This is a genomic window from Metabacillus dongyingensis (genome assembly GCF_019933155.2).
In the GTDB taxonomy this organism is placed as follows: domain Bacteria; phylum Bacillota; class Bacilli; order Bacillales; family Bacillaceae; genus Bacillus_P; species Bacillus_P dongyingensis.
Map to the genome: position 1 here is coordinate 1,879,824 of NZ_CP082944.1, position 18,444 is coordinate 1,898,267.

The window sequence follows — 18,444 nt, forward strand, 5'->3', positions numbered from 1 at the left end:
GGTAAAGAACGAATTCCCATATTCATTATACCTAAAAAGAAAACACATGGAAAATCAAGTTTTCCTTTTTTGGAAAAAGGTGCAGCTGGAGCTTTCAAACCATGAATAGTGTCTGATAAATCTTAAAAATTTGAAATAGAGCCTGAAATAAAGGGAAAAGTGCCCGATAAACAAAGTTACGAAAGATAAACCGAACAGTACCTGATAAAAATCCTTCTAAATCTTCTTTCACAAGGCATTAAAAAATTCCTTAGGATTCCATGAACGGGAATTCCCAAAAAATAAAAATAAGAATTTCAATCCATCTAAGTTCAGCTTATATCCGCAGCTCATAAAATAGAATATAAACGTGTGAAGGAGATGAAAACAAGCCTAATTAAGAAAATGACAAAGGAAAAATGATCACAAATAAGAATGAATCAGGCAAATAACGCTGCATAAGCCTGTTCGAAAATGAATTCACTTCCTTCAAGGAAGAATCTCTTTTTTTATACCAGATAATAGGAATCGCCTATATGACTAAGTAAAAAAATGATAAGATGAAAACAGCAATCAGTTCTTAATGGAAAGTACGGTGATCATGTTGAGCAAACTCATTCCGCTGGGATATCTCAGTGCAATCATTTTTGTTATATCGGGCATTCTTTCTTTTTTTGCTTCCAATTGGAGCGGTTTTGAACGATTGGAAAAGGTGGGTCTTGCAATTGGTATGATGATTTTATTTTATGGAGCAAGCTTTTTGAGCGGAAAGATTTTGTCCAACCGGGAGGCTCTCCCGAAGTGGCTGCTTGTCGGAGGAGCAATCTCGTTTGGTGCTGCAGCAGCTCTGATCGGGCAAATATATAATTCACATGCTGACAGTTATCTATTATATTTCATCTGGATGCTGCCTTCGATTGCGCTTGCTGTCATTACGCGATATCAGCCTTTTGCCATTCTTAGCTATGGGCTATTGCTGCTTTCATACTGGTTTTACATGTTTCCGGCAAGCGTATCCATCAATCGTTCGGATTTTGAAGAGTGGCTCATTTATTTTGGCATGGTCATTCTTAATGCCATTGTATTTGGCTTAGCTTATTTCTTAAAGCTAAAACCTCTGCAATACGCAGCTTTTACAGTCATTCATCTCTTTTTGATCATCATGTCGTTTTACGAGGTGTTTGAACCTTATAGTTCCTGGATGAACATCGTGTACTTGTTTGTCATTATTCTTAGCTACTTCCTTTTTATGAAAAAAGACAGCCATCATACGCTGACAATTATTGCGTTTGTGATGCTGGGCGTTTTTGCCCTTTCTAAATATGCAGAACTCAGTATAAGACTTGCCGATAAAATCGGGCCATACAGCTTTTATTTGTTTTCCATCCTTGGGACACTGCTCTTTTTGGGAGGCGGTATTTACTTTGCAGTCCGTGTAACGAGGAAAGCGCCGGATGATTCGCTGATGTATAAAGTGTTTAAAAATATTCTGATTGTGATTATAACCTTCACCTCGTCTCTCTTGCTATCATTCAGCCTTGGCGGATTATTGTTCCTTATCTTTCAGTCAGAATATAGCCTTGCTGTGTTCAGTCTTCTATTTATAGGCACAGCCGTTTTTTGGAAAAAGCTCTATACAGCTGCACGGTACACCTTATTTATTACAGGAATTTTAATAGCATTAGGAGTTCTTTTCATACTTAATGCCGGCACCGCCATTCTCTTTATTGCGGTAGGTTTTGTGATGATCCTGATCGAACGGGAAAAATTTCTTCAGTTTCTCGCCTATTCTTTTATGCTTGCGAGCTTCATCAGTCTATTTTCTGTGCACTTACAATGGATGGAGAATTTCCGCATTGTTTTAGCCCTTTTATCCATTGCTCAATTCTTGCTGATGATGGTGCCGATTGATAAAGTGAGACAGCTGAGCAGCTTCTGCCTCTTTTACGGCTTCCTGCTTCTTTATCCGGCCGCCTTCTGGGGAACAGATTGGCAAGAAACGCTTGTCTATCAGATTCTGTATTTTGGACTTAGTGCAGCCATGCTTGCCTTTTATCATAAAAGAGATGGCCTTGTGAAGAAAAATATAACCTGGGTATTTTTTATCCTCTTTTTCATCGGCCTGTATTACGATTTTGCCTGGAAGCTGCTTCACAAATCGCTGACCTTTCTGCTCCTTGGCCTGCTGATTTTTGCAGCTGTGAGATACTTTGATAAAGAAAAACCTGCAGGAGTAACCGTTTTTACAAACAGAACCTGGGCTTTGATTGCAGCAGTTTTTACCCTTCAGCTTGCTTTTACAGGATCCCAGAGCTTTTTAAATGAAAAAGCTCTGGATGAAGGGAAAGTGGTTGTGCTTGAACTTGAACCGCTTGATCCAAGGTCAATGCTTCAGGGAGATTATGTACAGCTGAGATATGAAGCCGGAAGATATGAACCGGAAGATGGCGTTAAAACCGGATCTGTCATCACCGTTAAGGTGAAAAAAGACAGCAAGGGCGTTTACAGGCCGACTGGAGAAACGGCAAAAGGAAGAGCAGCGGAAGCTTTCAAAGAGCCTGAAGCGGACGAAGCCTATCTGACTGGAAAATATAATGGCTATGACGGCCTCATTCTAGGAATCGAATCCTTTTTTGTAGAAGAGGGAACAGGGATGGAACTGGAACGGCATGCAAAATATGCAAAAGTGATAGTCTCTGATGAAGGCAATGCCCTGCTTGTAGATGTGAAAAGCGATTTATCTTCTCTGAAATAAAAAAATCCATCCTCTGCTGGATGGATTTTTTCTATAAAATTAGAATTTTCATATCTGTCTGCTCTAATCAGGCGACTCTGCTTTTTAATTTGACCCGTTCGCCAGTTTAACGAGCATATGTGCAAGGAAATGTCTTTCTTCATCATTGCCGACTTTCCAGAGTTCATTTAATAGATTCTCTTCGCTGTTGCGCGGTTCAACGTTATTAGCCAGATAGTTTGCAACTTTCTCAGCGCCTTTAGCAAGCATTTCATCGCTTAAACCTAAACGCTTGCCTGCTTCAACTTTTTCGCCTAAGTACGATTTGAATTCTTCGAAATCCCGAAGGATCGCTTCCATTTTCTCATTGTTCATTGAATCTAGCTTCTTCTCAATCTTTTCTGTCTGAATGGATTCGTCTTTTACTTGATGGTTTGACATTTTTTCTTGCACCTCCTGTTAAAGTTATTTATTACATTCCCGTTCTGAAAGGAGGTAAACCCTTCCAGAGTGTTGAATGTGCTCTATGAGTTCATTTGAGAGCAGTCTGGCACCTTCTATGAAAACAATCAGATCAGAAAATCGAAAGACCGTTTTTCTGAAACGGGTTCTGCATAAAAAAGACGGATGTATTTCCGAAGAAGTCCATCAGCATTCTTTAAGTTCTGATGAATTTGGCGTATGATAGAGAGGACTTATGCAGATGAAGGAGAGAGAGTGTATGCAAAAAGAAAGATTAATGAAGCTTACTGACTGGCTGAAGCAGCAGGATACAGATGCTGCCTTTATTTCATCAACTGAAAACATTTTCTACTTAACAAACTTTCACACAAATCCCCATGAGAGATTAATGGGTTTATTTATTTTTAAAGAAGAAGAGCCATTTTTTATTTGCCCTGGAATGGAAGTTTCACAGGCAAAAGCAGCAGGTTTTGACGGGGAAATTATCGGATATGCCGATCATGAAAATCCATGGGACAAAGTAAATGCAGCCATCGTAAAAAGAGGGCAGCAGAACGTTAAAAAGGCAGCAGTTGAAAAAGAACTTCTTTCTTTTGCCCGCGCTGAGCAGCTTCTTAACATTCTGACAGGAGCAGAACTTGTTTCAGCGGAGGAAATCATGAATCAATTGCGTCTGATCAAAGACGACAAAGAGCTTGAGATTTTAAGAGAGGCATCAGCGCTTGCAGATTTCGGCGTTGAGGTAGGTGTTCAGGCTCTTCAATCAGGCATCAGCGAAATGGACGTTCTTGCAAAAATCGAATATGAACTAAAACGAAAAGGGATTCGTGAAATGTCCTTTTCTACAATGGTCCTGTTCGGTGAAAAATCAGGACAGCCCCATGGCAATCCTGGCTTAACTTCGTTAAAATCTGGAGACTTCGTTTTATTTGATCTTGGTGTCGTACTTGATGGCTACTGCTCAGATATTACGCGTACATTTGCCTATCAATCGATCAGTGAAAAGCAAAAAGAAATCTATGATACAGTGCTAAAAGCTCAATTAAAAGCGCTGGATGCAAGCAAACCAGGCACCAGAATCGGTGAATTGGATCAAATCGCACGGGATGTCATCACAAATGCAGGCTATGGCGATTTCTTCCCGCATCGATTGGGACATGGCCTTGGCATTAGCGTGCACGAATTCCCGTCGATGAGCCATACGAATAATGACCTGCTTCAGGAAGGCATGGTTTATACAATTGAACCAGGCATTTACGTTCCTGATATCGGCGGCGTCCGCATTGAAGATGACGTGTATATTACGAATACAGGTCATGAAACGCTGACAAAGTTTCCAAAAGAGCTTCAAATCATCAAATAGAGAGAAAATAAATAAAGCATCGAATCAAACCGCACATGCAAGCTTATCGTGCGGTTTGATTTTTAAGAAATAAAAGGGGAAAAGAAAATGAAAAAATGGTTCCTGCTGATTTTTGCAGCCTTTATGATATCGGGATGTTCTGAAACAGCGAATAATGAGACACCTGCTGCTGAAACTGAAAAGAAAAATATATCCTCTAAAGAAGAGAGTCCTCCTGAGGAAGCAGCTCCGGCTGAATCCGAAATAGAAGCAGATTCTGAGAATGAAAATTTCATTCCAGCCAAGGTAGTCAGGGTCATCGACGGTGACACAGTCAAGGTTCTTGTGAATGGGAAAGAAGAGACGCTGCGCCTGCTGCTTGTCGACACACCGGAAACCGTTCATCCAAACAAACCTGTACAGCCGTTTGGACCTGAAGCAAGCAGCTTTGCAAAAGAAACACTTTCAGGTAAAGAGGTGGAGCTTGAACTGGATGTTGGAGAACGTGATAAATATGGAAGGCTCCTGGTCTATCTTCACGCTGACGGCAAGATGTTCAATAAACTTCTTATCGAAAAAGGACTTGCACGTGTGGGTTATGTTTATGCCCCGAATACGAAGCATGTAGATGAGTTTATTAAGCTTCAAAAAACTGCTCAGAAAAAGGAGATTGGCATCTGGAGCATAGAAAATTATGCCGCTGAGGACGAAGGATTTAATGTTGCTGAAAAAAAATCAGAAGATCCGAAAGAAACACAAACAGAGGCCTGCACAATCAAAGGGAATATTTCTTCATCAGGAGACAAGATTTATCATCTGCCTGAAGGACAATATTATGATGCAACAAAAGAAGAAGAAATGTTCTGTTCTGAGGATGAAGCGGTCAATGCCGGATACCGGGCATCTAAAAGATAAAGCGGGATATGACCCGCATTTTTTATACTGTGCTGATTGGTGATTAAAAGGATTTGGTTCAGGTTTGCCGAATAAGCAGCCCTGAACAAATTCAATGCCGAGATCCTTCAATTTCCGCTAAAAGGAAGTCCTCTTCTTTTTCATGGGAATCCGAAATGTCATTCCGGTCGATTTTTACATAATCAGGATGAAGTTCACATAGGATTTCAAGTGCTGCAAGCCTGAGGGATTCATTTTTCTTCCTCAATAAAGGTAAATGATTTATCAATGATCTTGCGAAGCAAGAAGACTAAAAACCAAATCACAAGCTGATTTGGTTTTTTTTTGTGCTGTTTCATGAGAAATCTAAGCCTGAGGTCTTACTTTCAGTTAAACCTCAGGTGTGTTTTCTAATGAATCCATTGCCATTAAACTTAATCATACAAATGAAAATTTCTTAAAGGGAGAAAGATTGCTGTGATTCTTGGAAAGAAACTGTCTGAATTGTGGACGCATTTATTGATGAGCGCGATTGCAGCTGTGTGCGTGTTTGTGTTTTTGCCGTCGGTGCTGACAATTTATAAAGGTATATTTACAGTCATTTTACTAGTCATTCTGTCTATTAATCTTGTCTTGATTATCATGAAAAAAGCGAACTATTTAAAAATTACGAGGCTCGCCTTAGTGTACTTGAGCATTTTTCTTATTATTGTCTGTCTGATTTTTTATACAACAGAGTTTTTGGTTATGACGGATGCAAAAGGTTTGGAGAGCGTTGTAGGCGGAAACACCCTATTAGGCAAACTCCTTTTTCTCCTTATTTGCTTCCTCCAGCCAATCGTCCTGCCCTTGCCTGAAGCTGTTACGATTCCGGTAGGCAGTGCAGTTTTTGGCTCATTTACCGCAGCTTATCTGAGTTTTTTCGGAACGATTTCCGGAATAGCTGTCATGTTCCTCATAGCTAGGCACGGCGGACAAAAACTTGTTGTAAAAATAGTGAAAGAAAAGCACTTGCACAGCTACCAGCAGTATGTCGAAAAAAATGAAACGGCGATTCTTTTCCTCTTGTTTATTATCCCGGTTCTTCCAGATGAAATCATTTGCCTTGGAGCGGGGATAGGCGGAGTTTCTTTCAGCAGATTTCTCCTGATTGCTTCTCTGTCAAAACTAATGACTGCCTCATCTCTTTCCTATTCAGTCCAATTGGCAAAAAGCCTCTCACTGACCGGACAGGAATTAATCATGACTGTGTCACTTGCTGCTTTTGGATTCATGATTTTATCGATAGGAGTAAAATGGCTTTTAAATAAAAGAAAAAAGAACAGCAGCATTCATTATGAGAAAAACGCTGAAAAATAGAGCGTTTTATTGTGATGGACCAGTAATCAAAAAGAGAAAAGCACATGATTGTTCTGTTAATGAAGCCTGAACAGAACACATGTGCACGGTTAATTCTATATTTTTAGTCGTTGTATGAAATTAGGAAATTTAATTTTAATTCAGAGCCCGACTTGGGACACTTAAACAACGTAAGCCCTGCCTCTCATACGTCCTTGCGGTTCCAAGCCCGCGCCAGCTAGAGTAAGTGTAAATCTCAGATTTGCCCGAATCATTGCCTCTAAGCTTTAATTACCCGATTTTCAGGTGTTAAAACATATGGAAAAGAGTTTATCCTTTTTGAATGGTGCGAACTCTCAAAATAATAAATCGGATGAGAAATCCGGTCAGCAATCCTGGAATAAGTGAAAGCATCGGCAGCCAGATCGGTCCGAAGAGTACACCGAACAGCTTAAGTTTTGGAGAGTACATTAATCCGACCGTGACAAAATAAGCCCCAAATGCAAAAGGCAAAAAGGACAGGGGAGGCGCGGGACCATCTGCATTTTTGTAAGCATCATACATCGCAAACATATAAACGCAAGGATAAAACATAAGCCATCCGAATTCGACCGTTTGAATGGCCACATCAATTTCACCTAAAAAACTAAGCATGATGACCTGATTGAAATGACTATTCGTATTAATCAGCAGTTCCAGTAAAATAAACAGGATTCCTTTAATCACCTGGCGGTTCAGAAGCTGTCCAAACCCAGGGAATGCTATGCTCCACAATAGGACTTCTAGTTTACTTGTTTTCACATTCATACCTACCTATCAGGATTCGTGTGATTTCTATATGAACGAATCAATCTAATGTTATTTTCTGTAAAAACTCCGAAGAACATACAATGAATTTAAGGCAGGTCAAACTTTCAGAAAAAAGTTCCTGAATTTCTGCTACTCTGATGATCGTTTCCTTGTATAACGTATACGAAAGGAGGTGATCAATATGGCAGAAACAATCATTCTTGATTCACAGCTTCGCCTTGTATTCGATATGGGCATGGATGAAAAAGGAGAGCAGGTATTTAAATACAAGAATTACAACAACGTAAAAACAACAGCAACCGCTGAACAGCTGCTGCAGGCAGCATCTGCAATTACAGGTCTGCAAACACAAATTTTATCTCATGTAGAACGAAACGATTCTCATCAGGTAACAGCTTAACCACTAAAACATCAGGAAAGGAAGGAATTTAAATGGCGAAAACGCTGGAGCTTCAATTTTTAAATGAAGAGGGCAAGCAGGTGAAAATCAACATCGATTCTCCAAAAGAACCGGTAATTGAGAGTGATGTGTCAAAAGCAATGGACCTTATCTTAGCTTCAAGTGCTTTTACATCTCCGGGCGGAGACGTTATCAGCAAAAAAGGGGCACGTATCGTTGAAAGAAATTTAACAGATCTTACAATCGGATAATGCAAATGAAGGTCAGATCTCTAATTAGGGGATCTGGCCTTTCATCTCTGTGAGAAGAAGGAAATTGAACATAAAAACTGGAAAAGGAGGAAACCTATTATGGAACAGTGGATTCAATTAGTAAGCGAAGTCGGATTTCCGATTATGGTTACTCTCTACCTGCTACACAGGATTGAAAGCAAACTGGACACTCTGAATGCGTCCATTCAAATGCTCCCGAAGCAGTGGAATAAGTAATCTGTCAAACTAAACTTCTCTGCTTATGAAAGGGATCCTTAAAATGGGGAAGTGAAATTATTGGACGTTTATCAAGATTTAAAAAAAGGAGAACGAGGTGCCTGGCTGAGCATCGGAGCTTACATTCTTCTTGCAGCAGCCAAGCTTGGCATTGGCTATGTGTATTCTTCACAGGCCCTCCTTGCAGATGGTCTGAATAACGGAACAGATGTCATTGCATCAGCAGCTGTTTTAATTGGCCTGAAAATTTCCCAAAAGCCGCCTGACCTTGATCATCCCTACGGGCATTTTAAAGCAGAGGCCATTGCTGCATTGGTTGCTTCATTTATAATCATGTCTGTCGGTATTCAGGTTTTGTTCGAAGGGTTTCAATCCATCATAGAGCCAAAGACAGAATCACCCAAGTTAATCACTGCATGGGCAGCCATCATCAGTGCGATTATTATGTATGGGGTTTACCGATACAACAAATCATTGGCAAAAAAAATCAATTCAAAAGCTCTGATCGCAGCAGCCCATGATAACCGCTCCGATGCTCTAGTAAGCGTAGGAGCTTTTGCAGGAATAGTCGCGTCACAATTCGGCATAGCCTGGTTTGACACCGTTACGGCGATCACAATCGGATTCATTATTTGCAAAACGGCATGGGATATTTTTAAAGAAACAGCTCATTCGTTAACAGACGGTTTTGATGATCAGAAGCTGCTGAACTTTAAAGAAACTGTTGAGAAAACGCCAGGAGTCGACAGGATCAAGGATATAAAAGCGCGATACCTTGGAAGCAGTGTCCTTGTAGACGTGGTTATCGAGGTGCATGCAGGACTGAATGTAACCGAGAGCCACAAAATTACAGATGAAGTAGAAAAAAGAATGGAAGTTGAACATCGTATCTCGCATGTACATGTCCATATCGAACCATCCTGATGAAACAGATCAAGCTAAATGGCTTCCTGCACCGGAAGCCATTTTTTTTTGAAAAAGTTCCAATATCTCGACAGAATTAAACAAAGGGAATCTGATTCAATTAGAGAAGTATTATATATGAGAAAAAAAGGAGGATACGAAAATGCCTGAGAAGGAGAAGGTCATGAAAATCAAAAAGTACAGTGATGATATCGTCCGGAAGGTGCTGCATGATGAATACGCCCCAGATGGTGATTCGTTAAAAAATGTGGTCGAACTGCTTTCGCGATCTGTCTATGATTTATCTGAAATGTATCTAAATGATCAATGCAATCATGAAGAAACCCTCAAAGGCACATTGGCAAAAATGAAAATTGCCTGTAATACTGTCGAACAAAACCGAGTTAAAATGCCTTAACAAAGGACACCTTGAGTGTTCTTTTTTATTTTTAGAGCTTTGGCCGTCAAAGGCATTAATAGTAGGAGAATTGAATCAAAATACAAACATATGTTCCTGTTTTGCCTATCTAATGATATAATGGACGTGCAGGTCAATCTTTAATGGATCAGTGTGAACCCCTAGGAAAGGGGGGATGACATGTGACAATCTTTGAAAGTTTAGTTGTAATGGTATCTTTTGCTACGTTAATTGTGGCAGTGCTCGGCTTTGGGCAAAAAAAATAGACCTCGGCAAAAAAGAGAGGTCAAAAGTAAATTGTTTGTGTATTAAGCTGATCCGTTCAAGTGTTGCTTGCTATGGCTGTAGATGTGGCATCATCTGCAGCTTTACGGAATTAGTATATCATAAAAAGGCAGGGAAATACTTGTCATAAAATCGATTTTATAAAAAAACGCCTTGAAATGAAGTTCATTAGCTAAAAGAAAAAAGACGGTCAAAAGAACCGTCTTTCACTAGCTTACAAGTATGTAAACCTTATTTTTGTTTTTTGTTCGCTTTTTGCTGATTCATTTCTTGAGAAAACTCAGTATCAGCTTGCTGGTTTTGCTGATTTTGCTGTTGTTGATTTTGCTGCTTGTTGTTTTGGTTGTTTTTGTTCATCGCCCATTCCTCCTTTCATGTAAATTTCCTATCGTTCGATAGTCTGCATCAAACAGAGAATTTTTAAACATATATTTTGCTATTTTTTATGATTGCACACAGAAGAAAGTTTTTTTAGAAAAAAATTGAAATCCCCTTGAATATCTAAAGATTTGTTCGATATAAGAGATAAGGGGGAATTTTGATTGTTTAACTTGAATGAAGATTTATTTTTGATGCTCCTTGTACTTGTTCAATCGGTTATCAGCTATCATCTGACGCCGGTGTTCACAAATATATACAGTCGTAAAACTCAAGATAAACAGCCCAAAATTATAATAATACTTAGTTTAACCCTTGGATTCTTGTTCTGGCTGACTCACCTGCTTGCCATTTTGTCTGTGCATTTAAAGTATACAGCTGAGCAGCCGTACCTTTACTTTCTGATTAGCTATGCAGTTTGCAGCCTTGTAGCTTTTTTCTCTATTAGAACTTGCGGCATCCCGCATTTGAGCTCAAAAAGTTATTTTGTTACAGGATGCGGCATGTCACTTGGTATAGTTTTCGTTAATTTCATTGGGTATGCAATTTTATTTCAGGATAAGATTGAAGTGAAGCCGCTATTGATCCTGTTTGCATTGCTGCTTTCTGCGGCGTTCAGCTTTTCCGCGCTAAGACTTTTATTGATCGCTTTAGAGGACGGCTTATTAAACCAGCGCCGCGCGAAATACTACCGTACAGCGGGAAGTATAATTGGCGGAATATCGCTTGCCGGAATTCCGTATGTTACTATGACCTCCGTTCTTGACTATCAATTTGCAGACGGCGGACACGATTACTATTTAATTCCGTTTCTATTTGTCTTTTTATTAAATCTCATTCTCACATTTATACCCGATCTTTACAGTCATACGATGATGAATGAACAGTCGGAGCGGATTAATGAAAAAGAAGAGCGTTTCCGCTCTTTATTTCATCATAGCCCGGATGGAGTGATATCAACTGATATGAAGGGAGTCATCACTTCCGTAAACAAGGTAGCAGCAGCGATGACTCAGCTGACGGAAAAGGATTTGATCGGGCTAAGTTTTTTAACCCTAATTAAAGAAGAGGACCATCAAAAAGCTTTATTTTATTTTTCCGAAATTGTAAAAGGGTCCTTCAGCGAAAATGAGCTCTCCGTATCGCTGCGGGGGAAAAATGGAGATTCACTTGATGTTTTAATTACTGCGGTGAGACAAGTAGTCAATCATAAGGTTGTTGGTGTATATGGAGTTGTGAAGGACATCACCGAAAGTAAAAAGGCTCAAAACCGCATCAATTATTTAGCTTTTCATGATGAACTGACAGGACTTCCAAATCGCAGATACTTCATTCAGAAGCTTTCAGAATTAAAAAGGGGAAACCAGCCATTTGCGATATTAAATCTTGATTTTGACCGCTTCAAACGTTTGAATGATTTATTCGGACATGCTTTTGGGGACTTGGTGCTGGTGAAGATATCAGAAAGACTTACATCCGTTCTCCCAGAAAGGTCCATTCTGTCCAGGCTTGGCGGAGATGAGTTCAGCATCATTTTGCTGGAGGATGAGATGGAGAAAGCAAATGAAACAGCAAATGATATTGTGCACCATTTCCGTTTTCCAATGAAAATTAGGGAAAATGACTGCCTTGTTACAACAAGCATTGGAATTGCCCATTTTCCTGCACACAGCCGGGACTCTGAAATGCTGATGAAATATGCAGATATTGCAATGTATGATGTGAAAATGAATGGCTCTAACAGTTACGGAATCTACAAACCTGAAATGAATGATAAACTGATTGAAAAAATCAGGATTGAAAATGAATTGCGCAAAGCTCTTCAATATAAGGAACTCAGCGTTTATTTCCAGCCTAAGTTCAAGGAAAATCTGGCTACTGTCATAGGTGCTGAAGCTTTGGTCAGATGGAAGCATGCTGAACTTGGCTTTATTTCACCGGCAACTTTTATTCCGATTGCAGAAGAGACCGGTTTAATATTCGAGCTTGAACGTTTTGTCCTTGGAGAAGTTGCAAGCCATGTACAGGCATGGGAACGGCAGAACTTAAATTTCGGCAGAATTTCAATTAATATCTCACATCTGCATTTATATCAGGATGATTTGATTAAAACGATTGATGAAATCCTGTCTTCTTATCAAATTCATGCATCGAGTCTTGAGCTTGAAATAACAGAAACCGCTATGATGGATAATGAGCTGGAGGCGAATATGAAATTATCTATTCTCAGGAGCAGGGGAATTGAGATCAGCATGGATGACTTTGGAACAGGCTACAGCTCTTTAAGTTATTTGCAGAAACTCAGCATAGACCGCCTGAAAATTGATCAATCCTTTATAAGAGAAATGGAACAGCATAATGGAAACGAGGCGATTGTCTCAATGATTATCTCAATGGCCAATCATCTTGAGCTGAAAGTGATTGCTGAAGGGGTCGAAACGAAAACCCAAAAGGATCTTCTTGCTAAATTAGGATGCCTTGAATTTCAAGGATACCTGGGCGGAAAGCCGATCCCCGCAGAAGAATTTTCTGATATGTATTTATCAGGCAGTAAAGCCGTATAGGCATAAAGCAGAAAAAGGGCGAATCGATCGCCCTTTTTTGTCATGCTAAATAATTATACCTTTGAATGCAGCTGCATTTTATTTATTTCTGCTACTTTATTAATGGCTTCACGAACAGTTGCTGCTGTGTAGGCAGCTTGCGCTTTCACTTCAGGAAGGGAATCTTCCATTGCAAAGCTGTGCGGGGTCATCTTAAACATGGGAATATCATTGAATGAATCACCGATGCAGGCAACCTCTTCAGGCTTAATTCCAAGGTGCTCAATAAGCATCTTCAGTGCGTTGCCCTTGCTTATGTTTTTAGGCATGACATCAAGACACTGTTTGTCAGATATGTAAGTCTCGATTGTATCAGGATGTCTTTCCTGCAGTTTTTTCTGCAGATCGGAAATTGCTTTATATTCGCCCAAAATAGAGATTTTAGAAGCTTTGACATCTTCTCCCAAGGCATGAAAGAGATTGACGTTCTCTTCTATTGGTGAGAACATTCTCGATTCAATGCTAATTATGACTTCATCTCGCCGTTCTGTATAATTTTTGCTGTAGTCTGCAATGATTATGATAAAGTCTGTAGAACGAACTTGTTCAAAAACTTCTTTAGCAATCACATTGTCAAAGGTCAGTGCATGCAGAGATTCATCATTATCTGTATTGATAAAAGCTCCATTTTGACTGATGCGGTGGTACTTTTCACCAATCATCGTCAATATTTCGCCAATCTCCACATCCATTCTGCCTGATGCTAAACATACATCCACGCCATTTTCCTTTAATCCTTTAAGAGCCGCAATATCCTGCTGCGTCACCTTTTTTTCAAAACTTAATAATGTTCCATCAAGATCACTTACAAATAGTTTTATCATTTCTGATCTCCTCCTTGATGAATCTCTCTGCGGGGCTTTCCCTAACCTGTCTCATTATAGGGTTAGATACCCGGCGGTGCAATTGTTTCGTCCGGGCAAGTTTGGGAAAAGAGAAACCTAATCAGACTTCGCCTGTGAGAAGCGAAGCCTGATGAACGGCTACATCAGCTACTGAATACCAAGAGTCTGAATCAGATTCTTAGGATCGTATGACATTTCAAAAAATAATGGTTTGTTTTCGTCTGTAAACAAAATGAGTCTCGGAGAATCCTCTTTGCTGTAGACAATCATTCCTTCTGAAACGATGCCGTCATACCATTTGTTTTTCACTTTAAGAGACGCTGTAGGCTGTATTAAAATCAAATACCCCTTCTTGGGCAGAGGATTCACCTTAACTGTGATTCCCTTCATTGACTCAATCGCCGTTTTAAGTTCATTTGTAAAATAGGCTGAAGAGGGAACATCTTTAACGACGTCGCCAGTTTCAACATCAATCACTTTGACGGACTTTGTTTGGGCACTTCCTTCATTAATGGGCAAATTGAGAAAAAGGAACAGGAGACAGATACTTACTTTTATTATTCTCATATAAACACCTCATGTTTACTTTCCCCAATTATATGAAGTCCTCATCTGGTATAAATTACAAGGCTGAATGTGGAAAGGATAGATTCAGAACAATGGTTGATGCTAACGAATAATGATTTTGTATAGGAGGCATTTTTATGAAGACATTCCTAATATTTCTAACAGCTGTTTTGTTCCTTGCAGGGTGCAAGCAGCAGGATCAGTCTCAGCGTACATTTTTAATTCCAGAAGGCTATACCGGCTGGGTAACGGTACATAACGATCCTTCTGCAGAAGAAAATGTCAAAGAGTATAAAGTGAATAAAGAAGGTCATGCATCCGTGAATGAAAAAAATATCCACGATGGCTGGGCGGCCACAAACTATTTCTACTTGGATAAAGATGGGGACCGAAAAGAACTTTCTCCTGGAAAAATGATTCACGGGGCATCAAGCGGGGATGAAACAGGCAAAAAAGGAGAAACATACTTTTTTGTAGGAGATAAAAAGAAGTTCGAGACGACCGAATATAAGCCTGAAGATCGATAGTATTCAAGAAATCTTTAATTAGTGATAGGCAGGTATTATTTTCATTGTTCACAATATGGGGAAATTATTAAAAAAATGCTTCACTTAAGCTGGATAGTACCCAAAATTATTTGAAAAGCCCGCGAACCAATGTTGAAACTTCCATAATTAAGAAAATTCTATGAAAAATACCTAAATTAAGTAAGAATGTTTGTGCCGAAACTGCATGTCTTTCAGTCCGTTCAGCATTTCGCAGTTGACGTAATCACATGCTTTTATGTACGATATGAAGCATTGAGAGATAAAAGGAGCTGAGGATTTCGTGAAGGAGTCCTTTACAATAAAAAAGGTTTTAAATAATAATGTGCTTATTGCCGAGCATGATTCATATGAAGAGGTTGTTTTGATTGGAAAGGGCATCGGTTTTGGCAAGAAACGCGGAGACATGATGCAGGAGGATTCGTATGAGAAGATGTTTGTCCTTACGAATCAAAAAGAGCAGGAACAATTTAAGATGCTCCTTCCTTTTGTCGATGAAGACATGATTGAGGTTGTCAGTGATGTGATTCACTTTATAGCAGAGCGGGTGAAGCTGCCTTTAAATGAACATATTCATATTGCGCTGATTGATCATATTACATTTGCGATTAAACGTCTTCAAAAAGGGATGGACATTAAAAATCCATTTCTGATTGAAACAAAAACGCTTTATCCAAATGAATTCTTAGTCGCTGAAGAAGTTATTCATATGATCAATGACAGACTTAAAGTAAACTTGCCAGAAGGGGAAATTGGTTTTATTGCCCTTCATATCCATAGTGCCATCACAAATAAGCCGATTGCAGATGTGAACCAGTTTTCTCAGCTGATAAATCAATTGGTAGGAGTGATTGAAGACTCTATGAAAATAAAAGTGAATCATGACAGCGTCAATTATCTGCGGCTTGTCCGCCACTTAAGATACACGATTGAAAGGGTTCTCTCAGGTGAAACGGTTGAAGAACCAGAAAAGTTTACTTTATTGTTGAAAAAAGAATATCCGCTATGCTACAATACATCTTGGAAAATGATAAAAGTGATGCAGCAATTTCTAAAAAAACCAGTCTATGAAGCTGAGGCTGTTTATCTAACATTGCATTTATACCGTTTAACAAACAAAACTTAATGAGAAAAGTACCTTACGTGTTACTGATACGATCAGGCATGAGTGAACAAGTACGTGTTAAAACCGGCTAATAGGGGGAATATACCCTTTGTGCACGGTCGTCCTTGTTGCACCATGCTTTTTTTGTTGTTCTTTTTAGGTCTGAAATGTAAACGCTTGTAATTTGCTTTCATGTTTTTTTTGCTTGCTGCTTACACAAACTATTTTTACAAGGAGGTCAAACACATGTTTAAAAATTTATTTGGAGTACTCCAAAAAATTGGTAAAGCTCTTATGCTTCCAGTAGCGATTTTGCCTGCTGCAGGTATCCTGCTCGCATTCGGTAATGCGATGCAAAATCCGGAGCTCACATCAAAAGTTCCATTCTTAACAAATGAAATTGTACAGCTTGTTGCAAAAGTAATGGAATCTTCAGGTGATATTGTCTTTGCAAATCTTCCGCTTCTATTTGCGGTGGGTGTAGCGATTGGCCTTGCCAATGGTGATGGGGTTGCAGGTCTTGCAGCAATCATAGGATACTTAATTATGAATGCAACCATGAGTGCTGTGCTGCTTCAAACAGGGAAAATTCCAAGCGATGCTGTAGAGCTTGCGCAATTCTTCCAGCAGCTTCATCCTGAATATGCGAGAGTCCTCGGAATGCCAACCTTGCAGACCGGTGTCTTTGGCGGTATTATCGTCGGGGTTCTCGGTGCATACATGTACAACAAATTCTTTAAAATTGAATTGCCTCAATATTTAGGTTTCTTCGCAGGAAAGCGTTTCGTTCCAATTATGACGGCTGTTTCTGCAGTAGTATTAGGTTTGATTATGCTATTTATCTGGCCGCCGATTCAAGGTGGATTAAACGCCTTCTCAACAGGGCTGCTTGAATCCAATAAAACATTGGCAGCGTTCGTATTCGGTTTAATCGAACGTTCATTAATTCCTTTTGGTCTTCATCATATTTTCTATTCTCCTTTCTGGTACGAGTTTGGAAACTACACTACTCAGGCAGGGGAAATTGTCCGCGGAGATCAGCGTATCTTCATGGCACAAATCAAAGATGGCGCAGAACTGACTGCCGGTACATATATGACGGGTAAATTCCCATTCATGATGTTCGGTCTTCCTGCTGCTGCACTTGCTATCTATCATGAATCAAGACCTGAAAACAAAAAGTTTGTAGCAGGTATCATGGGTTCAGCTGCTTTAACATCTTTCTTAACAGGGATCACAGAGCCGCTTGAATTCTCATTCTTATTCGTAGCACCAATTCTATTTGCCATTCATGCTGTCTTTGCAGGTTTGTCTTTCATGACGATGCAATTGCTTGATGTGAAAATCGGGATGACATTCTCAGGAGGAGTCATTGACTACTTCCTGTTCGGCATCCTTCCAAACAGAACAGACTGGTGGCTTGTTATTCCAGTAGGTTTAGTATTCTCAGTGATTTACTACTTCGGATTCCGTTTTGCGATCCGCAAGTTCAACCTTAAAACACCTGGACGCGAGGATGCTGAAGCAGAAACAGAAGATGATAAAGCAGGCGAAAATGCTGGGGATCTTCCATATAACATTCTTGAGTCTTTAGGCGGAAGCTCAAATATCAAGCACCTTGACGCTTGTATCACCCGCCTTCGTGTAACGGTTAATGATGTAAAAGCAGTCGATAAAAACCGCTTAAAACGTTTAGGAGCAGCAGGAGTCCTTGAAGTTGGAAACAACATTCAGGCAATATACGGTCCTAAATCGGATAACCTGAAAACACAAATTCAAGATGTGATGTCAGGCAAAACGCCTCGCCCGACTAAACCTGTTTCAGCTGAAAAAGAAGTTCAGGAGCAAGTTGAGGACGTTGTTGCAGGACCTCTTAAAAACGAAGTAAGCGAATTTTCATTTGTTTCTCCTTTAACAGGTGACATTCATCCAATCACAGAAGTGCCTGATCAAGTATTCTCAGGAAAAATGATGGGTGATGGTTTTGCGATTACGCCTGCTGACGGCACGATCGTTTCACCGGTTGACGGCAAAATATTAAATGTATTCCCTACTAAGCACGCAATTGGCCTTGAATCAGAAAGCGGCAACGAGATCTTAATTCATGTCGGAATTGATACTGTGAACCTTAAAGGGGAAGGCTTCGAAGCATTTGTTAAAGAAGGTGACATTGTCACTAAAGGACAAAAACTGCTCCAAGTAGACTTGGAATTCGTTAAGCAAAATGCTCCTTCTATTATGACGCCGATTGTTTTCACGAATTTAAATGAAGGCGAATCTGTCGTAATAAAATCATCCGGCAGTGTGAAAGCAGGAGAAGAAAACATCATTTCTATAGAAAAATAAAA

General features: G+C 39.7%; 19 protein-coding genes. 14 read left to right on the forward strand and 5 right to left on the reverse strand.

Going from position 1 to position 18,444, the window contains the following annotated elements; genetic code table 11:
• The first annotated feature begins 583 nt into the window (after positions 1 to 583).
• Positions 584 to 2,734 (forward strand): GDYXXLXY domain-containing protein, encoded by a 2,151-nt coding sequence (locus K8L98_RS09290; RefSeq protein ID WP_223441587.1) that lies wholly within the window; start codon positions 584 to 586, stop codon positions 2,732 to 2,734.
• Between the two features lie 84 nt (positions 2,735 to 2,818).
• Here K8L98_RS09290 and K8L98_RS09295 read toward each other — a convergent pair whose 3' ends face one another.
• Positions 2,819 to 3,154 carry a DUF3243 domain-containing protein gene (locus K8L98_RS09295; protein ID WP_223441590.1) on the reverse strand — a complete coding sequence of 112 codons (336 nt, stop codon included), beginning with the start codon at positions 3,152 to 3,154 and terminating at the stop codon, positions 2,819 to 2,821.
• A 280-nt stretch (positions 3,155 to 3,434) separates the two neighbouring features.
• Here K8L98_RS09295 and K8L98_RS09300 point away from each other — a divergent pair, with 280 nt between their 5' ends.
• From K8L98_RS09300 to K8L98_RS09310, 3 genes are all read left to right on the forward strand, one after another.
• On the forward strand, positions 3,435 to 4,538 hold the full coding sequence (locus K8L98_RS09300; RefSeq protein ID WP_223441595.1) for a M24 family metallopeptidase: 1,104 nt from the start codon (positions 3,435 to 3,437) through the stop codon (positions 4,536 to 4,538).
• Positions 4,539 to 4,625: 87 nt separating this feature from the next.
• Positions 4,626 to 5,432, forward strand: a complete 807-nt coding sequence (locus K8L98_RS09305) for a thermonuclease family protein (RefSeq protein WP_223441597.1) — start codon at positions 4,626 to 4,628, stop codon at positions 5,430 to 5,432.
• A gap of 456 nt (positions 5,433 to 5,888) precedes the next feature.
• A complete protein-coding gene (locus K8L98_RS09310) occupies positions 5,889 to 6,770 on the forward strand; it encodes a TVP38/TMEM64 family protein (RefSeq protein WP_223441599.1) in 882 nt (293 codons plus the stop codon).
• A gap of 309 nt (positions 6,771 to 7,079) precedes the next feature.
• Here the strand turns inward: K8L98_RS09310 and K8L98_RS09315 are convergent, their stop codons facing one another.
• Positions 7,080 to 7,556: a hypothetical protein gene (locus K8L98_RS09315; RefSeq protein WP_223441601.1), complete on the reverse strand. Its 477-nt coding sequence runs from the start codon at positions 7,554 to 7,556 to the stop codon at positions 7,080 to 7,082.
• 184 nt (positions 7,557 to 7,740) lie between these two features.
• Between K8L98_RS09315 and K8L98_RS09320 the strand changes: the two genes are divergently transcribed.
• The 6 genes from K8L98_RS09320 (at position 7,741) to K8L98_RS26835 (ending at position 10,034) form a co-directional block, all read left to right on the forward strand.
• On the forward strand, positions 7,741 to 7,959 hold the full coding sequence (locus K8L98_RS09320; RefSeq protein WP_223441603.1) for a DUF1659 domain-containing protein: 219 nt from the start codon (positions 7,741 to 7,743) through the stop codon (positions 7,957 to 7,959).
• Positions 7,960 to 7,991: 32 nt separating this feature from the next.
• Entirely contained in the window at positions 7,992 to 8,210 is a 219-nt protein-coding gene (locus K8L98_RS09325; RefSeq protein WP_223441605.1) for a DUF2922 domain-containing protein, read from the forward strand.
• Positions 8,211 to 8,309: 99 nt separating this feature from the next.
• Entirely contained in the window at positions 8,310 to 8,447 is a 138-nt protein-coding gene (locus tag K8L98_RS09330) for a YvrJ family protein (RefSeq protein WP_223441608.1), read from the forward strand.
• Positions 8,448 to 8,507: 60 nt separating this feature from the next.
• Positions 8,508 to 9,371, forward strand: coding sequence for a cation diffusion facilitator family transporter (locus K8L98_RS09335; RefSeq protein ID WP_223441611.1), 864 nt, complete (start codon positions 8,508 to 8,510; stop codon positions 9,369 to 9,371).
• 142 nt (positions 9,372 to 9,513) lie between these two features.
• Positions 9,514 to 9,768, forward strand: a complete 255-nt coding sequence (locus tag K8L98_RS09340) for a hypothetical protein (RefSeq protein ID WP_223441614.1) — start codon at positions 9,514 to 9,516, stop codon at positions 9,766 to 9,768.
• 182 nt (positions 9,769 to 9,950) lie between these two features.
• Positions 9,951 to 10,034, forward strand: coding sequence for a putative holin-like toxin (locus tag K8L98_RS26835; RefSeq protein ID WP_223443286.1), 84 nt, complete (start codon positions 9,951 to 9,953; stop codon positions 10,032 to 10,034).
• A gap of 250 nt (positions 10,035 to 10,284) precedes the next feature.
• Here K8L98_RS26835 and K8L98_RS26570 read toward each other — a convergent pair whose 3' ends face one another.
• Positions 10,285 to 10,410 (reverse strand): hypothetical protein, encoded by a 126-nt coding sequence (locus K8L98_RS26570; RefSeq protein ID WP_275976750.1) that lies wholly within the window; start codon positions 10,408 to 10,410, stop codon positions 10,285 to 10,287.
• Positions 10,411 to 10,595: 185 nt separating this feature from the next.
• On the opposite strand from K8L98_RS26570, the gene K8L98_RS09345 reads away from it, so the two are divergent.
• Complete coding sequence (locus K8L98_RS09345; RefSeq protein WP_223441616.1) at positions 10,596 to 12,995, forward strand: putative bifunctional diguanylate cyclase/phosphodiesterase; 2,400 nt, start codon at positions 10,596 to 10,598, stop codon at positions 12,993 to 12,995.
• A gap of 53 nt (positions 12,996 to 13,048) precedes the next feature.
• On the opposite strand, the gene K8L98_RS09350 is transcribed toward K8L98_RS09345, so the two are convergent.
• Both K8L98_RS09350 and K8L98_RS09355 read right to left on the reverse strand, forming a co-directional pair.
• Complete coding sequence (locus tag K8L98_RS09350; protein WP_223441618.1) at positions 13,049 to 13,858, reverse strand: HAD family hydrolase; 810 nt, start codon at positions 13,856 to 13,858, stop codon at positions 13,049 to 13,051.
• Between the two features lie 168 nt (positions 13,859 to 14,026).
• Positions 14,027 to 14,446 carry a hypothetical protein gene (locus K8L98_RS09355; RefSeq protein ID WP_223441620.1) on the reverse strand — a complete coding sequence of 140 codons (420 nt, stop codon included), beginning with the start codon at positions 14,444 to 14,446 and terminating at the stop codon, positions 14,027 to 14,029.
• Between the two features lie 137 nt (positions 14,447 to 14,583).
• On the opposite strand from K8L98_RS09355, the gene K8L98_RS09360 reads away from it, so the two are divergent.
• The 3 genes from K8L98_RS09360 (at position 14,584) to ptsG (ending at position 18,442) form a co-directional block, all read left to right on the forward strand.
• Positions 14,584 to 14,973, forward strand: a complete 390-nt coding sequence (locus K8L98_RS09360) for a DUF6843 domain-containing protein (protein ID WP_223441622.1) — start codon at positions 14,584 to 14,586, stop codon at positions 14,971 to 14,973.
• Positions 14,974 to 15,274: 301 nt separating this feature from the next.
• On the forward strand, positions 15,275 to 16,117 hold the full coding sequence (gene glcT / locus K8L98_RS09365; RefSeq protein ID WP_223441624.1) for a glucose PTS transporter transcription antiterminator GlcT: 843 nt from the start codon (positions 15,275 to 15,277) through the stop codon (positions 16,115 to 16,117).
• A gap of 225 nt (positions 16,118 to 16,342) precedes the next feature.
• The gene (gene ptsG, locus K8L98_RS09370; RefSeq protein ID WP_223441626.1) at positions 16,343 to 18,442 is read left to right on the forward strand and encodes a glucose-specific PTS transporter subunit IIBC; all 2,100 of its coding nucleotides are present in this window, start codon (positions 16,343 to 16,345) and stop codon (positions 18,440 to 18,442) included.
• Positions 18,443 to 18,444 lie beyond the last annotated feature (2 nt).